24 protein-coding genes are annotated in these 20,596 nt (G+C 60.4%); 3 read left to right on the top strand and 21 right to left on the bottom strand.

Annotated elements, in window-relative coordinates; translation table 11 throughout:
* Window positions 1-182: 182 nt before the first annotated feature.
* Window positions 183-662, bottom strand: coding sequence for a GNAT family N-acetyltransferase (locus AACY30_RS02755; protein WP_034099874.1), 480 nt, complete (start codon window positions 660-662; stop codon window positions 183-185).
* Between the two features lie 188 nt (window positions 663-850).
* On the opposite strand from AACY30_RS02755, the gene AACY30_RS02750 reads away from it, so the two are divergent.
* The 3 genes from AACY30_RS02750 to AACY30_RS02740 all read left to right on the top strand — a co-directional run bounded on the left by AACY30_RS02750 (window position 851) and on the right by AACY30_RS02740 (window position 2,783).
* On the top strand, window positions 851-2,047 hold the full coding sequence (locus tag AACY30_RS02750) for an MFS transporter (protein ID WP_339467807.1): 1,197 nt from the start codon (window positions 851-853) through the stop codon (window positions 2,045-2,047).
* Window positions 2,048-2,132: 85 nt separating this feature from the next.
* The gene (locus AACY30_RS02745) at window positions 2,133-2,465 is read left to right on the top strand and encodes a hypothetical protein (protein ID WP_339467805.1); all 333 of its coding nucleotides are present in this window, start codon (window positions 2,133-2,135) and stop codon (window positions 2,463-2,465) included.
* Between the two features lie 51 nt (window positions 2,466-2,516).
* The gene (locus AACY30_RS02740) at window positions 2,517-2,783 is read left to right on the top strand and encodes a hypothetical protein (RefSeq protein WP_339539642.1); all 267 of its coding nucleotides are present in this window, start codon (window positions 2,517-2,519) and stop codon (window positions 2,781-2,783) included.
* Between the two features lie 65 nt (window positions 2,784-2,848).
* Here AACY30_RS02740 and AACY30_RS02735 read toward each other — a convergent pair whose 3' ends face one another.
* From AACY30_RS02735 to AACY30_RS02640, 20 genes are all read right to left on the bottom strand, one after another.
* Window positions 2,849-3,766, bottom strand: a complete 918-nt coding sequence (locus AACY30_RS02735; RefSeq protein ID WP_339539639.1) for a PfkB family carbohydrate kinase — start codon at window positions 3,764-3,766, stop codon at window positions 2,849-2,851.
* Entirely contained in the window at window positions 3,759-5,225 is a 1,467-nt protein-coding gene (locus AACY30_RS02730; protein ID WP_339467799.1) for a purine-cytosine permease family protein, read from the bottom strand. Before AACY30_RS02730 ends, AACY30_RS02735 begins: the two co-directional genes overlap by 8 nt.
* Window positions 5,226-5,417: 192 nt before the next feature.
* The gene (locus tag AACY30_RS02725) at window positions 5,418-6,419 is read right to left on the bottom strand and encodes an ADP-ribosylglycohydrolase family protein (RefSeq protein WP_339467797.1); all 1,002 of its coding nucleotides are present in this window, start codon (window positions 6,417-6,419) and stop codon (window positions 5,418-5,420) included.
* Window positions 6,416-7,129 (bottom strand): GntR family transcriptional regulator, encoded by a 714-nt coding sequence (locus AACY30_RS02720; RefSeq protein WP_339539636.1) that lies wholly within the window; start codon window positions 7,127-7,129, stop codon window positions 6,416-6,418. Before AACY30_RS02720 ends, AACY30_RS02725 begins: the two co-directional genes overlap by 4 nt.
* Window positions 7,130-7,199: 70 nt before the next feature.
* Window positions 7,200-7,760 carry a DUF1285 domain-containing protein gene (locus AACY30_RS02715; RefSeq protein ID WP_339467793.1) on the bottom strand — a complete coding sequence of 187 codons (561 nt, stop codon included), beginning with the start codon at window positions 7,758-7,760 and terminating at the stop codon, window positions 7,200-7,202.
* Window positions 7,761-7,776: 16 nt separating this feature from the next.
* Window positions 7,777-8,382 carry a DUF4823 domain-containing protein gene (locus AACY30_RS02710; protein ID WP_339467791.1) on the bottom strand — a complete coding sequence of 202 codons (606 nt, stop codon included), beginning with the start codon at window positions 8,380-8,382 and terminating at the stop codon, window positions 7,777-7,779.
* 118 nt (window positions 8,383-8,500) lie between these two features.
* Window positions 8,501-9,469 carry a GTP 3',8-cyclase MoaA gene (locus AACY30_RS02705; RefSeq protein ID WP_339467789.1) on the bottom strand — a complete coding sequence of 323 codons (969 nt, stop codon included), beginning with the start codon at window positions 9,467-9,469 and terminating at the stop codon, window positions 8,501-8,503.
* 115 nt (window positions 9,470-9,584) lie between these two features.
* Entirely contained in the window at window positions 9,585-10,238 is a 654-nt protein-coding gene (locus AACY30_RS02700) for a TetR/AcrR family transcriptional regulator (RefSeq protein ID WP_010208394.1), read from the bottom strand.
* Between the two features lie 515 nt (window positions 10,239-10,753).
* On the bottom strand, window positions 10,754-11,539 hold the full coding sequence (locus AACY30_RS02695; protein WP_339467787.1) for a TatD family hydrolase: 786 nt from the start codon (window positions 11,537-11,539) through the stop codon (window positions 10,754-10,756).
* A gap of 53 nt (window positions 11,540-11,592) precedes the next feature.
* Entirely contained in the window at window positions 11,593-12,582 is a 990-nt protein-coding gene (locus AACY30_RS02690) for a DNA polymerase III subunit delta' (RefSeq protein ID WP_339539634.1), read from the bottom strand.
* Entirely contained in the window at window positions 12,575-13,207 is a 633-nt protein-coding gene (gene tmk / locus AACY30_RS02685; RefSeq protein WP_339467784.1) for a dTMP kinase, read from the bottom strand. Before tmk ends, AACY30_RS02690 begins: the two co-directional genes overlap by 8 nt.
* A gap of 19 nt (window positions 13,208-13,226) precedes the next feature.
* Window positions 13,227-14,360, bottom strand: a complete 1,134-nt coding sequence (mltG, locus tag AACY30_RS02680) for an endolytic transglycosylase MltG (RefSeq protein ID WP_339539632.1) — start codon at window positions 14,358-14,360, stop codon at window positions 13,227-13,229.
* Between the two features lies 1 nt (window position 14,361).
* Window positions 14,362-15,177, bottom strand: coding sequence for an aminodeoxychorismate lyase (gene pabC, locus AACY30_RS02675; protein WP_339467780.1), 816 nt, complete (start codon window positions 15,175-15,177; stop codon window positions 14,362-14,364).
* The gene (fabF, locus tag AACY30_RS02670) at window positions 15,177-16,421 is read right to left on the bottom strand and encodes a beta-ketoacyl-ACP synthase II (RefSeq protein WP_339420916.1); all 1,245 of its coding nucleotides are present in this window, start codon (window positions 16,419-16,421) and stop codon (window positions 15,177-15,179) included. The genes pabC and fabF overlap by 1 nt, the downstream gene beginning before the upstream one ends.
* A 128-nt stretch (window positions 16,422-16,549) precedes the next feature.
* A complete protein-coding gene (acpP, locus tag AACY30_RS02665) occupies window positions 16,550-16,786 on the bottom strand; it encodes an acyl carrier protein (protein ID WP_003175607.1) in 237 nt (78 codons plus the stop codon).
* A gap of 191 nt (window positions 16,787-16,977) precedes the next feature.
* Complete coding sequence (gene fabG, locus AACY30_RS02660) at window positions 16,978-17,721, bottom strand: 3-oxoacyl-ACP reductase FabG (RefSeq protein ID WP_005790544.1); 744 nt, start codon at window positions 17,719-17,721, stop codon at window positions 16,978-16,980.
* Between the two features lie 31 nt (window positions 17,722-17,752).
* Window positions 17,753-18,691: an ACP S-malonyltransferase gene (gene fabD, locus AACY30_RS02655; protein ID WP_339467777.1), complete on the bottom strand. Its 939-nt coding sequence runs from the start codon at window positions 18,689-18,691 to the stop codon at window positions 17,753-17,755.
* Window positions 18,692-18,817: 126 nt separating this feature from the next.
* Window positions 18,818-19,828: a phosphate acyltransferase PlsX gene (plsX, locus tag AACY30_RS02650; protein WP_339539630.1), complete on the bottom strand. Its 1,011-nt coding sequence runs from the start codon at window positions 19,826-19,828 to the stop codon at window positions 18,818-18,820.
* A 4-nt stretch (window positions 19,829-19,832) separates the two neighbouring features.
* Entirely contained in the window at window positions 19,833-20,015 is a 183-nt protein-coding gene (gene rpmF, locus AACY30_RS02645; protein ID WP_008152339.1) for a 50S ribosomal protein L32, read from the bottom strand.
* Between the two features lie 13 nt (window positions 20,016-20,028).
* Window positions 20,029-20,559: a YceD family protein gene (locus tag AACY30_RS02640; RefSeq protein ID WP_049711923.1), complete on the bottom strand. Its 531-nt coding sequence runs from the start codon at window positions 20,557-20,559 to the stop codon at window positions 20,029-20,031.
* Between the last annotated feature and the right edge of the window lie 37 nt (window positions 20,560-20,596).

Here is a 20,596-nt window from a genome sequence, read left to right as displayed (position 1 = left end):
ATCATTTGAAACATCTCAATATATAAATTTGCATCCCATATAGTGAGAGAGACACAGAAATGATGTGGGAGCGGGCTTGCTCGCGAATGCGGTGTGTCAGTCACCAAAAATGTCGACTGATCCACTGCATTCGCGAGCAAGCCCGCTCCCACATTTTGATCTTCAGTGGTTACAGAAGGGTGCTAGCCGAGGGCGAAGTCTCGTAGTGCGTCGCCTTCCATGCGATAGCGCACCCACTCTTCCTGCGGCTGCGCGCCGATGGATTTGTAGAAGGCAATCGCCGGCTCATTCCAGTCCAGCACGCTCCACTCAAAGCGCCCGCAACCGTTATCAAAAGCAATCTTCGCCAGGTGGCGCAGCAGCTTCTTGCCCGCCCCGCCGCCGCGTTGCTCCGGGTTGATGTAGAGGTCTTCCAGGTACAGGCAGTTGCTGCCCAACCACGTGGAATAGCTGAAGAAAAATACCGCGAACCCAATCGGCACGCCATCGCGAGAGCAGATCAGGCCGTGGGCGGTGGCGCCCTCGCTGAACAGGCTGCGCTCAATGTCCACCACGCTGGCGATCACCTCATGCCGGGCTTTTTCGTACTCAGCCAATTCAGTGATGAACGTCAGGATCTGCGCAGCATCGCTGGGCACGGCGGGGCGAATCTCGATGGTCATGGGCGAGCCTTGGCAATTTCAAAGCACACATACTAAGGCGCTTTCATGACTGATTGCAGTGCATTTTCACCGGGGCCGGGGCGCTTTACTCCGCTGTGGAGCAATGCGAGCACCATCAACCACAGAACAATCCGCGCAGGCATGCATGGTAAACAGACGGCACACCTCCAACGATTCGAGACGTGCCCATGCCTGCGATGCCCTCGGTGAGCGCGAAAACCTTCGCGCTGTTCTGCCTTGCCAGTTTCCTGCTGTCGCTGTCCTACGGCTCGACCTTTTTGCTGTCGCTGCTGATTCATTCACGCGGCGGCAATGAGCACGATGCCGGTAGCGTGATCTCCACGGCGATGCTCAGTACCTTCGTGGCGGTGGTGCTTTCCGGGCATTTGGCGGATGCGTTGGGTGCGGCGCGTGCGATTGCGGGAATGGGCGTATTGCTGGTGGTGGCCTGCCTGGGTTTTGCGCTGGTGCCAGGGTTTGGTCAAGGCTTGATGCTTTTCGGGCTGTCACTGGGGCTGGGCTGGGGCGTGTTCTACACGTTGGGACCGATCATCGTGACGTTGCTGGTGGAGCCTCACCATCGGGCCAAGTACTTTGCGCTGCTGTCGGGCAGCATGTTGAGCGGGATCGGCGCGGGCCCTCTGCTCGGGCGCGCCGCCAGCGCGCTGGAGCTGCCACTGACAACCGCATTTTATATCGCCGGGTTGGCCAGCCTCGCAGGTGCCGTGATGTTCTGGCGCATGGGCGCACAATTCAAGCATCACACCCACGTACCTACGGCAAAGATTTCCTGGGGTGCCAGCCGTCGAGTGCTGTCTTCCAAAGCGGTGTTCGCCATCCTGATGGTTGGCCTGGGGGGTTGCGTATTTGGCGGGCTTTCATCGTTCCAGACCAGCTACGCCGCCGCGCATGGGCTGGATTATTCGCTGTTCTTCGCAGGTTTCCTGAGTGCGGCAATCACCAGTCGCCTGTTGATCGCCGGCTTTGTGGTCAAGCGTGATGCTTACCGGGCGGCCTGCGTGTTATCCGGGATCATGCTCGGGTCGATCGCGCTGTTTGCCTTTGGCGTGAGCGGAAACCTCAGCTATTTGCTGGCAGCGGCGCTGCTGGGGGTCGGGTACGGCCTGACGTATTCCGTGATCAACGGGTTGGTAGCCCATGAGGCGCCATCCGGCATGACGTCCCAGGCGTTGCTGCTGTTCAGCCTGGCGTATTTTGTCGGGGTCTTCGGGTTTCCCTGGTTGGCGGGCAAGCTCATCGTCGACTACGGCTTGTCGGCACTGATGATGAGCGTGCTGGCGGTGGCCACCTGCAATTGGTTGATCAGCGTGGCGCGGTTGGCCTGGCGTCGGGTCTCGTCACACAAAATCTTACAGGTCACTTGATACCGTTCGTCGCCATCAAGGCACGATCAGGAAACGTCAACTGACCAATAGAGGGTAAGGACATTAATCATATGGAGACACCCTCATGAAGAATTCCAAGTTTGCTGCCCTCGCGCTCACCGGCCTGCTGTCGGCGGTGTCCCTGAGCAGTTTCGCCGCCACATCGTCGACCGGCACCACCACGCCTGACGCGACCAGCGAGTCGCAGAAATCCATGGGCACGGGCCTGGATACCAATGGCGGCGCGGTCATCGACAACACTAATGGCGCTGACCCGCACACCCAAGGCCACGACACCGAACGCCAGGCGCCTGCCGCCGTCGGCAACGGCAAAATGGGCCCATCCGTGAATGAGCCGACGATCAATAAAAGCGATGATTCGAACCTGCCAGGCGCGCCGAAAAAAACTGCGCCATAAACAGCGAGTCGCTCTAAAGACACCCGATCATTCCCCAGTGAAGAGGTATGCATGAACGTCGATAAAGACCTTGAAAAAGAAGTCCTCACCCGCCTGCTGCACGCGCACCCCCAAGGGTTGGGCAAGGAAGTGCTGGATAACTACCGCGGAGAAAAAGTGGTCGCCAGTGCCTTGGCATCTCTGCAGGATCGCGGGCTTATCAAGGATGGGCATGTGACCACCGATGAGGCCGGGGAGTATTCGTTGAACTTGCCGATCAAGTTGACGGCGTCCGGGGTGGATGAGGCGCGCAAGCTGGAAAGTCAGACCGCCCAGTAATGTAGGGCACACCGCTAAACACTGTGGGAGCCGGGCTTGCCCGGCTCCCACAGTGTTGATTGGGTTTATTCAGTGAGTAGGGCATTGACTTCAGGGGTGCCGGGCGATGTAGCCGGGCCCCAACGTGTCACGGCCAACGCCGCTGCCGCATTTGCCCGCCGTGCCGCTTGAGCGGGTGCCAGTCCGTTCGCCAGCCCCGCAATAAACACCCCCGCATGCGCATCGCCCGCGCCGTTACTGTCCACCGCCTGTACCTTGAAGCCCGGCACATGCTCGACGGCACCCTCGGCGCTGACCCAGCAACCCTTCGGCCCATCGCGCACCACCAGCAAGGCAGTGTCGGGCAGGTGACGCTTCAGCTCGCTCAGTGCCTCCGTTAACGTACCTGCCCCCGTAAATGCCAGCGCCTCCGGGCCATTGCTGGTCCAGATATCGATACGCGGCAGCAGGGCCACCATCCGTGCAGAATCCGGCGCCTTGACCAGCGGGCCGGGGTCGAACACGACGGTGACGTGACGGGGCAGCGTCAGCAGCCAGTCGAGCAGCGCCTGGGCCTTGCCTTCCAGCAACAAGCTGTAACCGCTGACATAAACGTAATCGTCCGATTGTGGCACCACGCTCGCCAAATCCTCGGCGTTCAAATCACCTTCAGCGCCGATATGGGAAATGAACGTGCGCTCGGTGCTGGCCTCGGTCAGCGAAACGCATAGCCCCGTGTCTTTGTCCGTGCTGGGCGCCTGGGCGATTTCCACACCTTCGGCCAGCATCGCTGCGCGGGCCAGGTCGCCAAAGCGCCCGTTGCCGTGGCGCCCCAGATAGATCACCGCCAGCCCATTGCGCTTGGCCGCAGCCATCACATTGAACCCCCCACCGGTTTCGAAGCTGGCCGATTGCGCCAGCACGTCGCTGCCGGATGCGGGCAAGGTATCGAGGGCCATGACCAGGTCGACGATGACCTGGCCGGTGTGCAGCAATCTAGACATTGGGGTTCTCTATCAAAGCCGGGCGACGGTCAGCCGCGCCACCCAGCGCCGCATAAACCCCGCCGGCCACCAGGAAGGTAACGATCCAGCCGAGGCCGTTATGGCCCAGCCACGAGTCGGACAACGGCCCGGCGAACCAGATGTTTTCGGCGGTGGTGCCAATAGTGGTGAAGCTGAAGCCCAACACGATCGCCAGGGCCCAGGCGCCGAATGCGCGCCACTCCACACCACCGCGATACCAATAGGCGCTGCTTGGGCTCACGTCCAGCAAGTCCGTGGGGCTGTAGTAGTGACGGTGGATCAGGTCGACCACGAAAATGCCGACCCAGGCCGTAATCGGCACCGCCAGCAACGAGATGAACGTGATAAATGGGCCATAGAAACTGTCGGCGATCAGCATGAAGTAAATCGAACCGGCGAAGATTGCCACAATGTCGACGATCACCGCGTGCACACGCTTGACCTTCAAGCCAAGGGTCAAGGTGGTGAGACCCGCCGAGTACACCGACAGGTTGTTGGAGAGCAGCAGCCCGCCAAACGCCGTGATCAGGTACGGAACCGCCATCCAGGTCGGCAGCATGTCGCGGATCGCGATGATCGGGTCAGTGGCCGACGCCAAGTCGTTATTGCCCACCGACAGCAGGCCGCCAAGGGTGATCAGCAACACCAGCGGGATGCCCGCACCAAACGCGGCGGATGCCACCAGGCGCGCCGCTTTCACACTGCGGTGCTGGTAGCGCGACATGTCGGCGCCGGCATTGGCCCAGCCGATACCGGTGCCCGCGGCCATGGTGCCGACGCCAATGATCATCGCGCTGAGCGGTGCCGGCGTGGCATTGAACACTGCGCTCCAATCGATAGTGGCGCAAAGGAAGCCGCCGACCAGAATGTTCAAGGCGCCAAACACGTAGGTGGCCCACTTCTGGATCACCAGCAAGGTGGCGTGTCCGAGGCCGGATACGGCCAGGGTCAGCAGCACGAAGATCGCGATGAATATCAGGGTGAGTAACGGTGCGCTTTTCGCTTCCACCGCAGAACCGAACAGGATCGAACTCAACGACAGCAGCACAAAGGCGGCTGTGGTGGTGTTGACGGTTTCCCAGCCCAGGCGTGACATCAGCGACACCAGCGTTGGGCCGATATTGCCGCGCACGCCAAAGATGGCGCGGGACAGCGTCAGGCTGGGCGCGCGGCCACGCCGACCGGCGATGGAGATGATGCCTACCACGGCAAAGGAACCGGCAGCGCCGAGGATCGCCACGATGATTGCTTGCCAGATCGCCAGGCCGCGAAACGCCACCAGCGTCGCGCCAAGCGGCAAGCCAAGAATGCTGATGTTGGCCGCGAACCACACCCAGAACAGTTGCAGCGGGTGCCCGTTACACTCGCTTTCCGGGACAGGTTCGATACCACGTGTTTCCAATTGCCCAGCGCTCTGGCCGGAAGAGGTGCTGCTCATGAGGGGCGCTCCTGGTGCCTGTATTGTTGTAATTGTGGCAAAGAATCCAATCTCTAAGCCGGTCATCCTGACTCAACACGATTCAGTGTGGGAGCTGGCTTGCCTGCGAAGGCGGCTATCCAGTGAGCGCATCAATGGCTGGCACACCGTCATCGCAGGCAAGCCAGCGCCCACATTTTTGCTCTGTGGTGTTCAGCGTAATTTGAGCAGCGCTTGAACCAGAGGCTGAATATCCAGGCCGTTGACCTGCTTGACCTGATCGATCATCGCCACAGGCCAGCACTGCATGCCCAGGCATGCGCCCAACATGGCCCCTAGAATCGCGGCGATGGTGTCGGTGTCGCCACCAAGGCTGGCGGCCAGGCACAGGGCCTCGAAGGCATTTATCTCGCCGACCGCCACTTGCTGGGCCAAGGCAAAGGACACCACCACTGACTCCTGTGAAGCCACGGAGGTGCCAATCAACTCATACAGCAGGTCGGCGAACAGGACCTTGTCACCGCTGTCGACGCTCAACGTCCGCGCCCAACTGATGCGCGTGGAAATACGCCCGCCGGCGATCCAGTGTCCGTGGTGCTCTGCTTGTTGGGCGATTTGCATACCGATATTGAGTGCCTCACCCAAATCCACGCCATTAATGCCAGCCGACACCACCGCCGCCACCGCCGCCGCACTGGAAATACCCAGGGTGGTGTTATGGGTGACCTGGCAGGCCTGGATCACCGCCTGGATAAACGGTGCCGGGTCGCTGACATCAGCGGCGATCCCCACCGGCGTGATGCGCATCGCGGCGCCGTTGGTGGTGCCATAGCGCCCGGATTCTTCCGGCGTGTGGCCGGCGAGGATCATGTCGATCGCACGCTTGGTCGATGGGCCGAGTAAATCCTGCGAGCCCTTGGCACGCATGACTGCCTCCCAGTCGATCAGGCGCTGTGCGAGCACGGTAGGTTCAATCGTGCCCTGGCCTTCCACCAGCAATTCGCCCACAAGGATCGCCTGCTCGGTGTCATCGGTGATGGAGCCGGCGGGCATGTTTGGCGCGATGGGCTGGTCAGCATCGGCATCTTCCAGGCCGGTGATAGCACCGAAGCGCGCCCGGACCTGTTCACGGCTCAAGGATTGGGTCGGCATGCCCAGCGCATCGCCCAATGCCAGGCCGTAGAACGCGCCGAGGGCGCGAGTGTGCGGGGTCATTTCGAATGTCCAAACTGCAGGTGCAGACGAAAGTGCATAGGATCGAGCCAGCTTTCGACGTACTCCATGAAACGCTCGCGACGGTCGTAGGTCGTGCGCGACGCCTTGAGGAACACCGTACCTGTAGGGCGGCCAAGCAACTCGGCGTCTTCATCGCTGAGGGGCTCGGCGCCGATCCACTGGTCACCTTCGGCCCCGACATACCCGTAGGCTGCCAGGGTGATGGTCAGGGAGTCATCGATCAGGCCCACGTCAGGCAGGCTCTCCAGGCCTCCGGAGGCTGGCATCAGCGAGCGCTCCAGGGACACGGCGGTGCCGTCGGCAGTGCGCCGGCGCCGGTCTAGGGCGATGAATTGGTCACTGCCGAAACGGTTGAACAGGTCCGGGCGAGTCACCGCTTCCAGGCGCAGGATATCAGTGCTCACCCGCGCGCCGGTGTCGGCCAGGGCCTGGGCCCAACCGCTATGTTGGTCGAGCACCATGCCGTCAAAGGTGACGATGGAGCCGACGCCGCTCTGGGTCGCTATGTAATTACGCCGCTTGAGTTCAGCCAGCGCTTCGCGCAGGGTGCCGCGACTGACCGCAAACTCCTCGGCCAATTGGTGCTCACCCGGCAACAGAAAACCGTCGACCATCACTCCGCCCTCGATACGGCGTATAAGCTCGTCGACGACGCGTTTTTTCTTATCAAATCGAACATGTCTAATCATGTACAAATTGATAACCGAAAGCCGTTATTTACAGCAAGCGAATTATTTCAGGAACATGAAAAAACGGGCCCTAAGGCTCCAGCCCAATACGGAAAAATTCCCCAGCGCTCCAGACACCAAGCCAGTTCTGACCGTTGATCGGACGGATCACCGCCAGTTCCACTAATTGGTAGAACGCGTTTCGATGCACCAAGGCTTCAAGGTTGGTGCGCACCCGGATGTAGGGCGCGGGCTCCTGGGTGACCGGATCGACCACCACGCGCAACGGATGTTCAAGACCGGCTTCGACTTGCTCATCCACGTTGGTGGTAAAGCGCAATACCTGGCTTTCGCCCTGCCCTTCGACTTCCAGGGTCACGGCGACAAACGGCGCATCGTCGACGGTGATGCCAACTTTTTCCACGGGAGTGATCAGGAAGTAATCATCGCCATCGCGGCGGATGATGTTGGAGAACAGCTTGACCATCGGCTTACGCCCGATCGGCGTGCCCTGATAGAACCAGGTGCCGTCGCGGGCGATACGCATATCGATATTGCCGCAGAAATCCGGGTTCCACAGATGCACCGGCGCCGGTCCCTTGCCTTTGGGCAGTTGGGCCAACAGATCGTTGGCTTTGGCGGAATCGGTCATGGGCTTCTCCTGGTGCTTATTGATCACTCATCCCAAGCAGGCCGCGGGCGTACTGCGCCAGGGGGCGGGCAATCAAGTCTTCTGGCTTATTGTCGTGGAACGTCAGTAAACCGCCACGACTGCGAATACGTGCAGTATCAATCAAATACTGGGTGCTGGTCTCGATCAACATGATCTGGATGACACCGTTGTCCAGGCCAAGCCGGTCAAGGGCCTGCTGATCAGCCCACTCGTCGGCATTGCCGATACGGTCATCCGCTGCCGCAAATCGGCAGTACAACAGGTAGTGAGCGCCGGCTGCACGAGCTTCGGACATTGCCTGTTCCAGACCTTCCGGTTGGCGGGCGCGGCGCACCATGGGGAAGTATTCGACGAAGCCGTTGAAGGCTTCCTCTGCCACCACGTTAGGACGCGGGTAGGCACTGCCCGGCGGTACGAAGGCACCCTGGGCGATAAAGATAAAGGAGTCCGGCTGCACGCGAATCGAGGCCGTGCGACGGGTGTCGCTGTGGTCGAGCAAGCCGGCATCACTCATCTGATAGCGAGTGCCTTCGGCCATATCGCTGACGGTCATGCAACCACTCAGCGTCAACGACGCCAGCAATAAAACCAGACTACGCATCCTAATCCTCCAGAAGCCGGTGACGGAAAACCGGCGAATGGGCATGAGATGCAGAATCCGCGCCACTCAGAGATGACGCATAACCAAATGCGGGATTGAGTTGAGTTAGGAAATCGCGTTAGCCGCCAATGATTTTCATGATGGTGGCACCGCCGGAGAACGCCACTTCCTGTTTATCCCCCAACGCCTTCATCAACAGGCCTTGCAGCGCAGGCAGTGCTTGATGGCGCGGCTTGTCCAGCAGGTCGCCGACATAGTGACGGTTGCTCGACGACAGGCAGCCATGCAACCAGCCCGTGGACGACAACCGCAGCCGTGAACAGGTACGGCAGAACGGCACACTCTCGTTGGCAATCACGCCAAAGAAACCCTTGCCCGGTACTTCGTAGCGTACGGCGGTGGCGTCCACGGGGGCATTGGCTTGCAGGTATTCATACTGTTCGCCGATCAGGCTCAGCAGTTGCTGCAAGCTGACAAATTGCTGCAGGAACGCGTTGGAGTCCTTGGCCAGGTGGCCCATGCGCATCAGCTCGATAAAGCGCAACTCGTAGCCGCGCTCCAGGCAGTAGTCGAGCAGCGGCATCACTTGGTCAAGATTCTGGCCGCGCAACGGCACCATGTTGACTTTGATCTTGATACCGGCAGCGCGGGCCTGGTCCATGCCATCGAGCACGGTGGCCAAGTCGCCGCCACGGGCGATGCTGCGGAAGGCGTCCGCATCCAGGGTGTCGAGGGAGACATTGATGCGCTTGATCCCGGCCTCCACCAGCAACGGCAGTTTGCGCGCCAGCAGTTGGCCGTTGGTCGTCAAACTGATGTCACTGAGGCCCATCTGGCCCACTGCGCCCATGAAGGCTTCCAGCTTGGGGCTGACCAGTGGCTCTCCGCCGGTAATGCGCAAGCGGTCGATGCCGGCCGCCTCAATAAGATAAGCCACGCCGCGCGCCATCGCCTCGGCCGAGAGTTCGTCCTGGGCAGCCACCAGCCGCTTGCCGTTAGGCACGCAGTAGGTACACGCGTAATTGCAGGCTGAGGTCAGGCTGATCCGCAAATTGCGAAAACGCCTGCCTTGACGATCAACGATCATGGATCACTCCGGCAGAGGATGATTCGGGCGCACTAAAAGCTGACTGATAAATCAGCTTTTAGCAAGAGTCCATGCCTGAGTATATTCCTGGGGTACTGCGCGTGGCAGCAAATCATTACGTGGCGGGCGTTTCAGCCGGTGGCTGCTCGGCGCTGTGCTTGCGCTTGTTGCCCATGCGCACGCCAATATCCATCAGGAACTGGAAAAAGCCTTCCTGATCTTCCAGCACATTGCTCCAGAACGGCGAGTGGTAAAGCGCGACAGCGCCGTGTACCAAGGCCCAGGCAGCGCAATAGTGGAAATACGGCGGCACGTCCTCCAGCTTGCCTTCGCTGATGCGGCCCTTGATCAGCAGAGTCAGGCGTTCGAAGTTCGAGGCACGGATCTTGTGCAACTCCTCGACCATTTCCGGCACTTGATGGCCCTTGACCACCTTCTCTTCCAAACGGTCGAACAGGCGATAGCGCTGCGGATCACGCATCCGGAACTCGAAGTAGGCGCGGGACAGGGCTTCCTTGTCCTTGTCCACATCGGCCGAATGCAGCAACTCGTTCAAATCACGCTCGTAGTCGAGCATCAGGCGCAGGTAAATCTCGGCCTTGGACTTGAAGTGCTTGTAGATCGTGCCTTTGCCGATACCCACGGCATCCGCAATCATCTCGACGGTGACGCTGTCTTCACCTTGTTCGAGGAACAACTTCAGTGCGGTGTCGAGAATTTCCTGCTCACGGCGGCGAAACTCACGGACCTTACGGGGTTCTTTGTGCATGAGAAAGAGGTCTGCAGAGGTCGAAATAGGGAGGGTTGCGCAGGGCCACGGATACGTGGCGATACGATTTACCCAGTGCGCGGGATTATCCCGACTGAACGGTCGTTGGGCAATGTCTATGTGAACCCGTAACGCACTTTACTTTCAGCGCACCAACGTTTGCATTGATTTCAGTCAGAAATAATACGCAGCAACTCCCTCCGTACACCTGCTTGATGAGAACTCAAGCGAAGCGCGCGTATTCCAAATCTGTTTAAAAAACGACCAGTCGCGACTGGACTGAATCGGATACTGATCAATACTTGAACTGTCGGCGTGACATCTCCCCCAAGTGACGCGCCGACCTGGGTACCAACGGACCGCGTGCCCTTGTTTTACTCCTAATGGTCTTAGCCCGGATTCACCCCCCCAGAACCCGGGTTTTTTTTGCCTGCGATTTGGCCGCGTCAACAGCATCGGTATCTACACAAGCCCGCTCACTACGGGGAAATTTTTCAGCTTTTGAAAATTGTGCGTCAGTAGGCCACGTGAGCCAGCGGGAACAGGCGTTTGAAGTTCTCGGTGGTCTGTTCGGCAAAGCGCTCGTAGGATTCGCCACGCAGCATTGCCAGGTAATCCGCCACATCGCGCACATACTCCGGCAGGTTCGGCTTGCCGCGATGTGGGATGGGCGCCAGGTACGGCGAGTCGGTTTCCACCAGCAGGCGGTCGGCCGGTACTTGGCGCGCTACGTCGCGCAGGGCGTCAGCATTGCGGAAGGTGACGATGCCCGACAGGGAAATGTAGAACCCGAGGTCCAGGGCCGCCTTGGCCATGTCCCAGTCTTCGGTGAAGCAGTGCAACACGCCAGCCTGGGGCAGCGCGGCTTCGCGCAGCAGGGTCAGGGTGTCGGCACGGGCGCCACGGGTGTGGACGATCACCGGTTTACCGGTCTGCTGGGCAGCCTGCAGGTGCAAACGAAAGGAGGCTTGCTGCAACTCGGCGGCTTCGGGCTCGTAGTGGTAATCCAGGCCGGTTTCACCGATGGCCACCACGCGCGGGTGATTGAGTTCGCCGAGCAGCCAGTCGAGGGCTGGGGCTTCACCGGGCTTGAGGTCCAGCGGATGGATACCCACCGAACAATCCACATCGGCATAGCGATCAGCCAGGGCTTTGACGTCGCCAGCATTTTCAGCGCTGACGCCGATGCACAGGAAGTGCCCTACTCCGCGCTGGCGCGCCGCTTCGAGCGCGGCGTCAAGGGAGCCGCCGTGCTGGGCAAGGTCGAGGCGATCAAGGTGGCAATGGGAATCTACGAGCATAAGAATTAAGTCACTGAAAGTGTTTGACCAACGATACCCGTCAGCCAGGGAAATTAACGCCGGCCGAGCAAACCGACCCACTGCACCAGCAGCGCTTCAAGCAACAGCACACGGTTGAGGTTGGCTTTGCCGAGCACTTTCTGGCGCTGGGCGAGGATCCAGTCCTGGATCGTCAGCACTTTGTCCTGGGCACTTTTTTGCGCCAGGTACTGCACCACTTTGCGCATATCTGGCAGGCCCAGACCGCTTTCGTCCTGGGTCAGCTGGTAGCGCAGGATCAGGCTCGACCAATCGCAGAACCAGTCGAACAGCAATAGCAGCGGAATGTCCTTCCAGGCAGTTTCAGCCAACTGGGTCGCGGACACTTCCTGCTTGATCAGCCTCTTTACGCCCTCCACCACCAGTGCGCGTTGCTCACGCACCCCCTGGGCTTGCAGCTTCACCGCGGCCAATGGCGAGCCCGCTGCCAGTGTCAGCAACTCGACCCGTTCTTCCTGACTGCACTGCGGCAACGCCTGCGCCAGCCACTCAAGACTCAGCGCCTCGCTTGGCAGCGGGCACGCCTGCTGAACGCAGCGGCTGCGAATGGTCGGCAGCAAACGGCTCGATTGGTGGCTGACCAGCAACAACACGGTATCGCCAGACGGCTCTTCCAGGCTCTTGAGCAAGGCGTTGGCAGCGTTGATGTTCATCGCCTCCACGGGCTCGATCAACACCACCTTGCGCCCGCCCATCTGCGCGGTTTGCACCACGAAGCTGACGAGGTCACGGACCTGGTCGACCTTGATCGCCTTGTCGGCTTCCTCGGGCTCCAGCACGTAGTTGTCCGGATGGCTGCCGGCCTTGAGCAACAGGCAGGATTTGCACTCGCCACAGGCTTCCAGGTCGACCGGGCGCTGGCACAGCAGGCTGGCCATGAGTCGCTCAGCCAAGTCCCGCTTACCGATACCCACCGGTCCATGCAACAGGTAGGCATGGGCGTGGTGAGCACGGCCGGCCAATTGTTGCCACAGGCTGGCCTGCCACGGATAGGCTTCAGGCACGGGCGCGCTCCAGCAGGGTTGGCAACAGCGCGTCGATGGCTTGCTGCACCTGGGCCAGCGGTTGGGCCGCGTCCAGCAGGTAATAACGCGCAGGCTCGGCCGCAGCACGTTTGAGGAACGCAGTACGGACCGCGTCGAAGAAGGCCTGGCCTTCGAGCTCAAAACGGTCCAGGCGACCACGGGCACTGGCGCGGGCCAGGCCCACTTCCACCGGCAGGTCGAACACCAGGGTCAGGTCAGGGCGCAGGTCGCCTTGGACGAACGTTTCCAATGTAGCAATGCGCTCCAGGCACAAGCCTCGACCGCCGCCCTGGTAGGCATAGGTGGAATCGGTAAACCGGTCGCAGATCACTACGGCACCGCGCGCCAGGGCCGGGCGAATCACCTCGGCCAAGTGCTGGGCGCGCGCGGCGAACACCAGCAGCAGCTCGGTGTCCGGGTTCATCTGCTCTTCACCCGGAGCGAGCAGGACCTCACGAATGCGCTCGGCCAGCGGCGTACCGCCAGGCTCGCGGGTCAACACCACCTCGATGCCTTGGGCGCGCAAGCACTCGGCCAGGTAATCGCGGTTAGTGCTTTTGCCGGCGCCCTCGGGGCCTTCCAGGGTAATAAACAAGCCAGTCACAGGCAGTCCTTAGTCAGAATTATTGCGGGCTTGGCGGCGCAGTGGTGTCCGGCGCAGGCTCGGCCGGTTTATCAGTTGGCTCATCCGCCGGTGGCGTTGCGTCTTGCGCAGGCTTCGCCACCGGTGCCGGACTGGAGCGGTAATCGGCGCGGCGTTTGAGTTGAAACTCGCGCACGGCGGCATTATGCGCATCCAGGTTATCCGAGAAAATATGGCTGCCATCGCCGCGTGCGACGAAATACAGGCTGCTGCCCGGCACCGGGTTCAGCGCGGCATGGATCGCCTCGCGGCCGACCATCGCGATAGGCGTCGGCGGCAGGCCGGCAATCATGTAGGTGTTGTAAGGGTTGGCTTCCTTGAGATGAGCGCGGGTCAACTTGCCGTTGTAGCGCTCGCCCAGGCCGTAGATAACCGTTGGGTCGGTCTGCAACAGCATGCCGATCTTCAAGCGACGCACAAATACCCCGGCGATCTGCCCACGCTCCTCAGGTACGCCGGTCTCTTTCTCCACCAGGGAGGCCATGATCAGCGCTTGATAAGGGTCGGTGTACGGCGCATCGGCGGCGCGCTTGCTCCACTCCTGGGCGAGTACATCGTCCAGGCGGTTATAGGCTTTTTTCAGGAATTCGACGTCGGTCATACCACGCACGAAGCGGTAGGTATCGGGGAAAAACCGCCCCTCGGGGAACACGCCAGGGTGGCCGAGTTTATCCATGACTTCACTGTCAGTGAGGCCCGAAAGGCTCTGCACGATCTTTTCATGGTTGGCTAAGGCCGAGCGCACCTGGCGGAAGTTCCAGCCCTCGACCAGGGTCAGGCTGTATTGCACCACTTCGCCACGCTGCCAGAGGCCGATCAAGCCCTGCGCCGTCATGCCAGGCGTCATGCGGTATTCGCCGCTCTGCAGTGGCTGGCCGTCGAGGTTTAAGCGCCAGTACAGGCGCAACCAGAACGCGCCGTCGAGCACGCCATCGGCTTCCAGGCGATTAAAGGTACCGGTCGGGGTCGCCCCTGCCGGTACATCGAGCAATTGCTCCTGGGTCAGGTTCAAAGGCTGCTTCAAGGCAGAATCCAACTTCCAGGCAGAATAACCCAACAGCAAAGCCGCCGAGAACAGACCGATCAGCAGCAGTACAACCAGTTTTCGTATCAACTCAAATTTCCAATAGCGCGCGAATAATGCCCTGCAGTTTACGGGTGAGCGGGCCAACCGACCAGCTCATCGCAGCGTACCCGCGCACAGGCCAAATGCCATAAACGCTGTTGCACACAAAGACTTCGTCAGCCTGCTGCAACTGCGTAAGGCTGATGTCGGCCACGGCCACCGGGGTACCCAGTGCTTGAGCCTGGGCCAGAATCTCGGCGCGCATCACACCGGCAACGCCGCAACGCGTCAGATCAGCGGTTAGTAACAAGCCGTTGCGCACAAGAAACAGGTTGCTGAATACGCCTTCGATGACACGCCCAGACATGTCCAGCATCAAACCCTCAGCGTGCTCGGCATCCTGCCATTCGGCGCGGGCGATCACCTGCTCGAGGCGATTGAGGTGTTTGAGGCCGGCCAGCAGTGGCTGCTCGGCCAAGCGGGTGGCACACGGAAAAAGGCGGATGCCGTCGGTTCCATGGGCGAGGGGATAAGTAGCGGGCGGGTTGCCCTGCAAGATACGGCGCACTGGCGCGCCAGGGTTGATGCCATAGCCACGCAGGCTGTCGCCACGGGTAAGGATCACCTTGAGGACACCGTCGCCAAGGGCGCCGGCATAGGCCAGCACTTCGTTGCGGATCAAAGGCTGATCTGCAACCAAAGCGAGGCGCCTGCAACCCTGATCGAGGCGTTGCAGGTGACGGTCGAGCAGCACCGGTTGCCCGGCCCTGACGGCAATGGTCTCGAACAACCCGTCGCCATACGCCAGGCCGCGATCTTTCAGGGGCACGTTATCCGCTGGCTGACCGTCGACCCAGCTGTGCATCACTCGGCGAACCGGCGGAACACCAGGGACCCGTTAGTGCCACCAAAACCGAACGAGTTGGAGATCACCACGTCGATCGGCATCGGCTGCGCTTCGTGAGGCACGAAGTTCAAGTCGCAGCCTTCGTCCGGCTCATCGAGGTTGATGGTCGGGGGAGCGACCTGATCCTTGATGGCCATCACGCTGAAGATCGCTTCGACCGCACCCGCCGCGCCCAACAAGTGGCCGGTCATGGACTTGGTGGAGCTGACCGCCAGCTTGTAGGCATGCTCGCCGAACACCGACTTGATGGCTTCAGCTTCCGCCAAATCGCCAGTCGGCGTCGACGTGCCATGAGCGTTGATGTGCTGCACCTGGTTCGGGTTGACCTTCGCATCGCGCAGCGCGTTGGTGATGCAACGCGCAGCGCCGGCACCGTCGGAGGGTGGCGAGGTCATGTGGTAGGCGTCGCCGCTCATGCCAAAGCCGATCAGCTCGGCATAGATGGTCGCGCCACGCGCCTTAGCGTGTTCCAACTCTTCCAGCACCAGTGCACCGGCGCCGTCGGACAGAACGAAACCATCACGGCCTTTGTCCCAAGGGCGACTGGCGCGGGTGGGCTCGTCGTTGCGGGTCGACAGTGCACGGGACGCGCCGAAGCCGCCCATGCCAAGGCCACAGGCCGCCATCTCGGCGCCGCCAGCGATCATCACGTCAGCTTCGTCATAGGCGATGTTGCGCGCCGCCATGCCGATGCAGTGCGTGCCCGTGGTGCACGCGGTGGCAATGGCGTAATTAGGCCCCTGTGCGCCCAAGTGGATGGACAGGAAACCGGAAATCATGTTGATGATCGAGCCCGGCACGAAGAACGGTGAAATTCGACGGGGGCCGGAATCGTGCAACGTGCGGCTGGTTTCTTCGATATTGGTCAAACCACCAATACCCGATCCCATTGCCACGCCGATGCGGTCACGGTTGGCGTCGGTGACTTCCAGGCCGGCGTTACGCACTGCCTGAAAACCGGCTGCCAGGCCGTATTGAATGAACAGGTCGAGTTTGCGGGATTCTTTGACCGAGAGATATTCCTCGACATTGAAGCCCTTTACCGAGCCGCCAAAACGGGTGGAATAGGCAGAAAGGTCCGTGTGTTCGATCAGACCAATACCACTGTGGCCAGCCAGAATGCCCTGCCAACTGCTCGGCACATCCGTGCCCAGTGGCGACAACATACCCATACCGGTGACTACGACGCGTCTACGCGACACAGCACTCTCCTTTTTCTAATGACGACACTTTTGCTTCAGCGCTCACATTTCGTCAGGGCTAAAGAAAAAACCGCACGCCGTTACAGCAGTGCGGTTTTTCCCTGAAAGCAAGCGACGACTACAAACTATTACGCCTGGTGGCTAGTAACGTAGTCGATAGCAGCTTGAACAGTAGTGATTTTTTCAGCTTCTTCGTCCGGGATTTCGGTCTCGAATTCCTCTTCCAAAGCCATCACCAGCTCAACGGTGTCAAGGGAATCGGCACCCAGGTCTTCTACGAAGGAAGCAGTGTTGACCACTTCTTCTTCCTTAACGCCCAGTTGCTCGGCGACGATTTTCTTGACGCGCTCTTCGATGGTGCTCATACCTTGTTTAACTCCTAATGGACAAATTCAGGCAGCTGGCCAGTGGGTAAGTGTATAGAAAGCCATTTCAGCTTTTCAACTGAAAGCTTCACCCAGTACCCGGTCGGCCACCCGCCTATAAATTAAGTTGCAGCTTTATAACGGATTTTAGACAGCTCGTATGACATTTTTTTGAAGCGATCCGTCACAATTTAACTCATGTACATCCCGCCGTTCACCGGGATTGTAGCCCCAGTCACGTATGCCGCACCGTCGGATGCCAGGAAAGTGACCACATTCGCGATCTCTTGAGCCTGGCCCAGACGGCCCAGCGGAATCTGCGTCAGCAAGGCTTCACGCTGTGCTTCCGGCAGCTCACGGGTCATATCGGTGTCGATGAACCCTGGGGCCACCGAGTTGACCGTAATCGACCGCGAGCCGACTTCACGTGCCAATGCACGGCTGAAACCTTCCAGACCGGCCTTGGCGGACGCGTAGTTTACTTGGCCTGCGTTGCCCATGGCACCCACTACGGAGCCAATATTGATAATTCGCCCCCAACGCGCCTTGGTCATGCCACGCAAAACGCCCTTGGACAGGCGAAACAGACTGTTCAAGTTGGTATCGACCACGTCGTACCACTCGTCGTCTTTCATGCGCATCATCAGGTTGTCGCGGGTGATGCCGGCGTTGTTTACCAGAATCGCCGGCGCGCCAAATTGTGCGGTGATCTCGGCCAGTACGGCGGCCACTGACTCATCGCTGGTCACGTTCAGCTCAAGGCCGGTGCCTTGCACGCCGTTTTCCTTCAGGGTCGCGGCGATACGCTCGGCGCCCGAGGCGGACGTGGCAGTGCCGATCACAACGGCGCCCTGACGGCCCAGCTCCAGGGCGATGGCCTGGCCAATGCCACGGCTTGCGCCGGTAACCAGTGCAACTTTACCTTGCAGACTCATGCAGGCTTCTCCTAAGTTCGGAAATAGAGGGTCAGGCCAGGGCTGCGCGAGCGGCAGCAAAGGCGTCAGGTGTATTGAGGTTGGCCGTCGAGACGCCGTCGGCGCAGCGCTTGTTCAGGCCGCCGAGGACTTTGCCCGGGCCACACTCGACCAGCTCGGTGGCGCCATTGGCCGCCAAGGTCTGGACCGACTCAACCCAGCGTACGGGCTTGTAGAGCTGCTCAAGCAGGTCGCGCTTGAGGGTGTCGAGGTCGGCCGCCACGGCGGCGCTGACGTTCTGTACCAGTGGGATCTGCGGTGCCTGCCAGTTGACGGCAGCGATGGACTCGGCAAAACGCTCGGCAGCCGGGCGCATCAATTCGCAGTGGGACGGCACGCTTACCGGCAACGGCAAGGCACGCTTGGCACCACGGGCTTTGCAGATTTCGATTGCGCGCTCAACGGCGGCCTTGGCACCCGCGATGACCACTTGGCCAGGGGAGTTGAAGTTAACGGCGCTGACCACTTCACCCTGGGCCGCTTCGGCGCAGGCTTCGATCACCACGGCGTCGTCCAGGCCCAGGATGGCAGCCATGCCGCCCTGCCCCGCCGGAACGGCTTCTTGCATCAGCTGCCCACGACGCTCGACCAGCTTGACCGCTTCAGCCAGGGTCAGGCTGCCCGCCGCCACCAAGGCGCTGTATTCGCCAAGGCTGTGACCGGCGACGAATGCTGGACGCGCGCCGCCTTCCGCCAGCCACAAGCGCCACAGGGCGACCGAAGCGGTCAGGATGGCCGGCTGGGTTTTATCGGTTTGATTGAGTTGTTCTTCCGGCCCCTGCTGGGTCAGCGCCCACAGGTCGTAACCCAGGGCGTCGGAAGCTTCCTTGAAGGTGTCCAGGATCAACGGGTATTGCGCGCCCAGTTCGGCCAACATGCCGAGGGACTGCGAACCCTGCCCTGGAAAGACGAATGCGAGGGATGTAGACATGTAACAAGCCCCTAATGATCTGGTCGTCAAAAATGCGCACGCCTACGGTGGGAGCGCACGAAACTGACAGATTGGATGGTCAATTGAACTGGCCGGTCACATTTAAGCATTCCCGGGCCGATTCGCCTAAGGCAACAGATCCTCAAGACGGCCGTGCAAGCGTTGCGGCAGGTTCTCCTGGATCTCGATCACGGCCCGCGCAATAGCACTTTGAAAGCCCTCGACGCCAGCCGAGCCATGGCTTTTTACCACAATGCCCTGCAGCCCCAGGAAACTTGCGCCGTTATGCCGCGCCGGGGCCAGGTCAGCCTGCAAGCGGCGCATCAACGGCAGCGCCAGGGCGCCGACCAGGCGCGACGCCAGGCTCTGTTTGAACAACGCCTCGATACGCGCGGCGATCATGGTCGCCAAGCCTTCGCTGGACTTGAGCAGGATATTGCCGACAAACCCGTCGCACACCACCACGTCCGCCTCGCCACGGTACAACCCATCACCCTCGACGAATCCGATGTAGTTCAAGCCGCGCGCGCTTTGCAGCAAGGTGGCGGCGAGCTTGACCTGCTGGTTGCCCTTGATATCTTCGGTGCCGATATTCAGCAACGCCACCCGCGGCCGGGCCACGCCCAGCGCTTCGGCGGCCACCGAGCCCATCACAGCAAACTGCAACAGGTGCTCGGCACTGCAATCGACATTCGCACCCAGGTCCAGCAACTGGCAGTAACCTTTCTGCGTCGGAATCGCCGCCACCATCGCCGGGCGATCAATGCCCGGCAATGTCTTGAGCACATGCCGCGACAACGCCATCAAGGCCCCGGTGTTGCCGGCACTGACACAGGCTTGCACCTTGCCATCACGCAGCAGCTCCAGGGCCACCCGCATCGAAGAATCGGGCTTGCCACGCAGGGCTGCCGCCGGCTTTTCATCCATACCAATGGTTTCGCTGGCCGGCGTAATCGTCAGGCGCGCGCGATCCACTGCCGGATGGCTGGCAATCAGTTCTTCAAGAGGGGAAGGTTGACCGACGAGGGTCAGGTGCAGCGAGGGTGTGGCAGACAGGCTGGCAATGCAGGCCTGAACAATGCTGCGGGGACCGAAGTCCCCGCCCATTGCGTCTATCGCGATGACTAGAGCAGACAAGTGATTACTCGTCAGCGCCCTTGTCGATCACTTTACGACCACGGTATACGCCTTCTGGCGATACGTGGTGACGCAGGTGAATTTCACCGGTGGTTTTTTCTACAGACAGAGTGCTCGCCGTCAGGGCATCGTGCGAACGACGCATGTCACGGGCAGAGCGGGATTTTTTGTTCTGCTGAACAGCCATAATTGATTAACTCCTAAACGTTTGGGTCACGCTTTAACTGCGCCAATACACTGAACGGGTTGGACCGCGTTACCTCGTCCTCGCTCGGTTCGGACTCGTCGCCGAGGTCCGCCGGCTGCTGGCATTCTTCCGGATGATGAGCAGGCACAATGGGCAAGGCGAGCAGAAGCTCCTCCTCGATCAGTGCATGCAGATCCAATGGATCTTCGCCCAGTTCCAGCACGTCATAACCTTTCGGCAACGACTGGGTATTCGCACCCTCTTTCACCACAGCGTAACTGCATTCGCTGTGGATCGGCAGGGTGACCAGCTCAAGACAACGCTGGCAAACCATTTTGACTTCGGTGTCGATAACGCTGTGAATTACCACAGATTTACGTTCATCTCGTTCAAAAACGAATTTAGCCTGCACCGTACCGACAGTGTCGGAAAGCGGGTCGCAGAGTCTCTCCAAATTGGCCAACAGCAACTCACCTTGAAGGGAAGTGCCACGATCAGCCAGTTTGCGCGGGTCAACGTGAGGTGGAATCGGGTCATTCAACATAGGCGCAGCATTATAGGGATGCACCGGGCCATGTCAA

The sequence above is a fragment of the Pseudomonas sp. RA_5y_Pfl1_P24 genome, from assembly GCF_963970945.1.
GTDB classification, from domain to species: Bacteria; Pseudomonadota; Gammaproteobacteria; order Pseudomonadales; family Pseudomonadaceae; genus Aquipseudomonas; species Aquipseudomonas tritici.
The sequence above is the reverse complement of the archived record's forward strand: the minus strand, read 5'-3'. Positions and strand labels throughout refer to the sequence as shown.

Bases quoted from the DNA above. Each gene is read 5' to 3' on its own strand.
- AACY30_RS02695 (WP_339467787.1), bottom strand. From the start codon at position 11,539: ATGCTCGTAGATTCCCATTGCCACCTTGATCGCCTCGACCTTGCCCAG.
- AACY30_RS02640 (WP_049711923.1), bottom strand. From the start codon at position 20,559: ATGTTGAATGACCCGATTCCACCTCACGTTGACCCGCGCAAACTGGCT.
- AACY30_RS02700 (WP_010208394.1), bottom strand. From the start codon at position 10,238: ATGCACAAAGAACCCCGTAAGGTCCGTGAGTTTCGCCGCCGTGAGCAG.
- AACY30_RS02745 (WP_339467805.1), top strand. From the start codon at position 2,133: ATGAAGAATTCCAAGTTTGCTGCCCTCGCGCTCACCGGCCTGCTGTCG.
- AACY30_RS02720 (WP_339539636.1), bottom strand. From the start codon at position 7,129: ATGATTAGACATGTTCGATTTGATAAGAAAAAACGCGTCGTCGACGAG.
- AACY30_RS02735 (WP_339539639.1), bottom strand. From the start codon at position 3,766: ATGTCTAGATTGCTGCACACCGGCCAGGTCATCGTCGACCTGGTCATG.
- AACY30_RS02710 (WP_339467791.1), bottom strand. From the start codon at position 8,382: ATGCGTAGTCTGGTTTTATTGCTGGCGTCGTTGACGCTGAGTGGTTGC.
- AACY30_RS02750 (WP_339467807.1), top strand. From the start codon at position 851: ATGCCTGCGATGCCCTCGGTGAGCGCGAAAACCTTCGCGCTGTTCTGC.
- AACY30_RS02705 (WP_339467789.1), bottom strand. From the start codon at position 9,469: ATGATCGTTGATCGTCAAGGCAGGCGTTTTCGCAATTTGCGGATCAGC.
- acpP (WP_003175607.1), bottom strand. From the start codon at position 16,786: ATGAGCACCATCGAAGAGCGCGTCAAGAAAATCGTCGCCGAGCAACTG.
- AACY30_RS02725 (WP_339467797.1), bottom strand. From the start codon at position 6,419: ATGACCCCGCACACTCGCGCCCTCGGCGCGTTCTACGGCCTGGCATTG.
- AACY30_RS02715 (WP_339467793.1), bottom strand. From the start codon at position 7,760: ATGACCGATTCCGCCAAAGCCAACGATCTGTTGGCCCAACTGCCCAAA.
- AACY30_RS02730 (WP_339467799.1), bottom strand. From the start codon at position 5,225: ATGAGCAGCACCTCTTCCGGCCAGAGCGCTGGGCAATTGGAAACACGT.
- AACY30_RS02740 (WP_339539642.1), top strand. From the start codon at position 2,517: ATGAACGTCGATAAAGACCTTGAAAAAGAAGTCCTCACCCGCCTGCTG.
- AACY30_RS02755 (WP_034099874.1), bottom strand. From the start codon at position 662: ATGACCATCGAGATTCGCCCCGCCGTGCCCAGCGATGCTGCGCAGATC.
- pabC (WP_339467780.1), bottom strand. From the start codon at position 15,177: ATGCACAGCTGGGTCGACGGTCAGCCAGCGGATAACGTGCCCCTGAAA.
- rpmF (WP_008152339.1), bottom strand. From the start codon at position 20,015: ATGGCTGTTCAGCAGAACAAAAAATCCCGCTCTGCCCGTGACATGCGT.
- fabD (WP_339467777.1), bottom strand. From the start codon at position 18,691: ATGTCTACATCCCTCGCATTCGTCTTTCCAGGGCAGGGTTCGCAGTCC.
- fabG (WP_005790544.1), bottom strand. From the start codon at position 17,721: ATGAGTCTGCAAGGTAAAGTTGCACTGGTTACCGGCGCAAGCCGTGGC.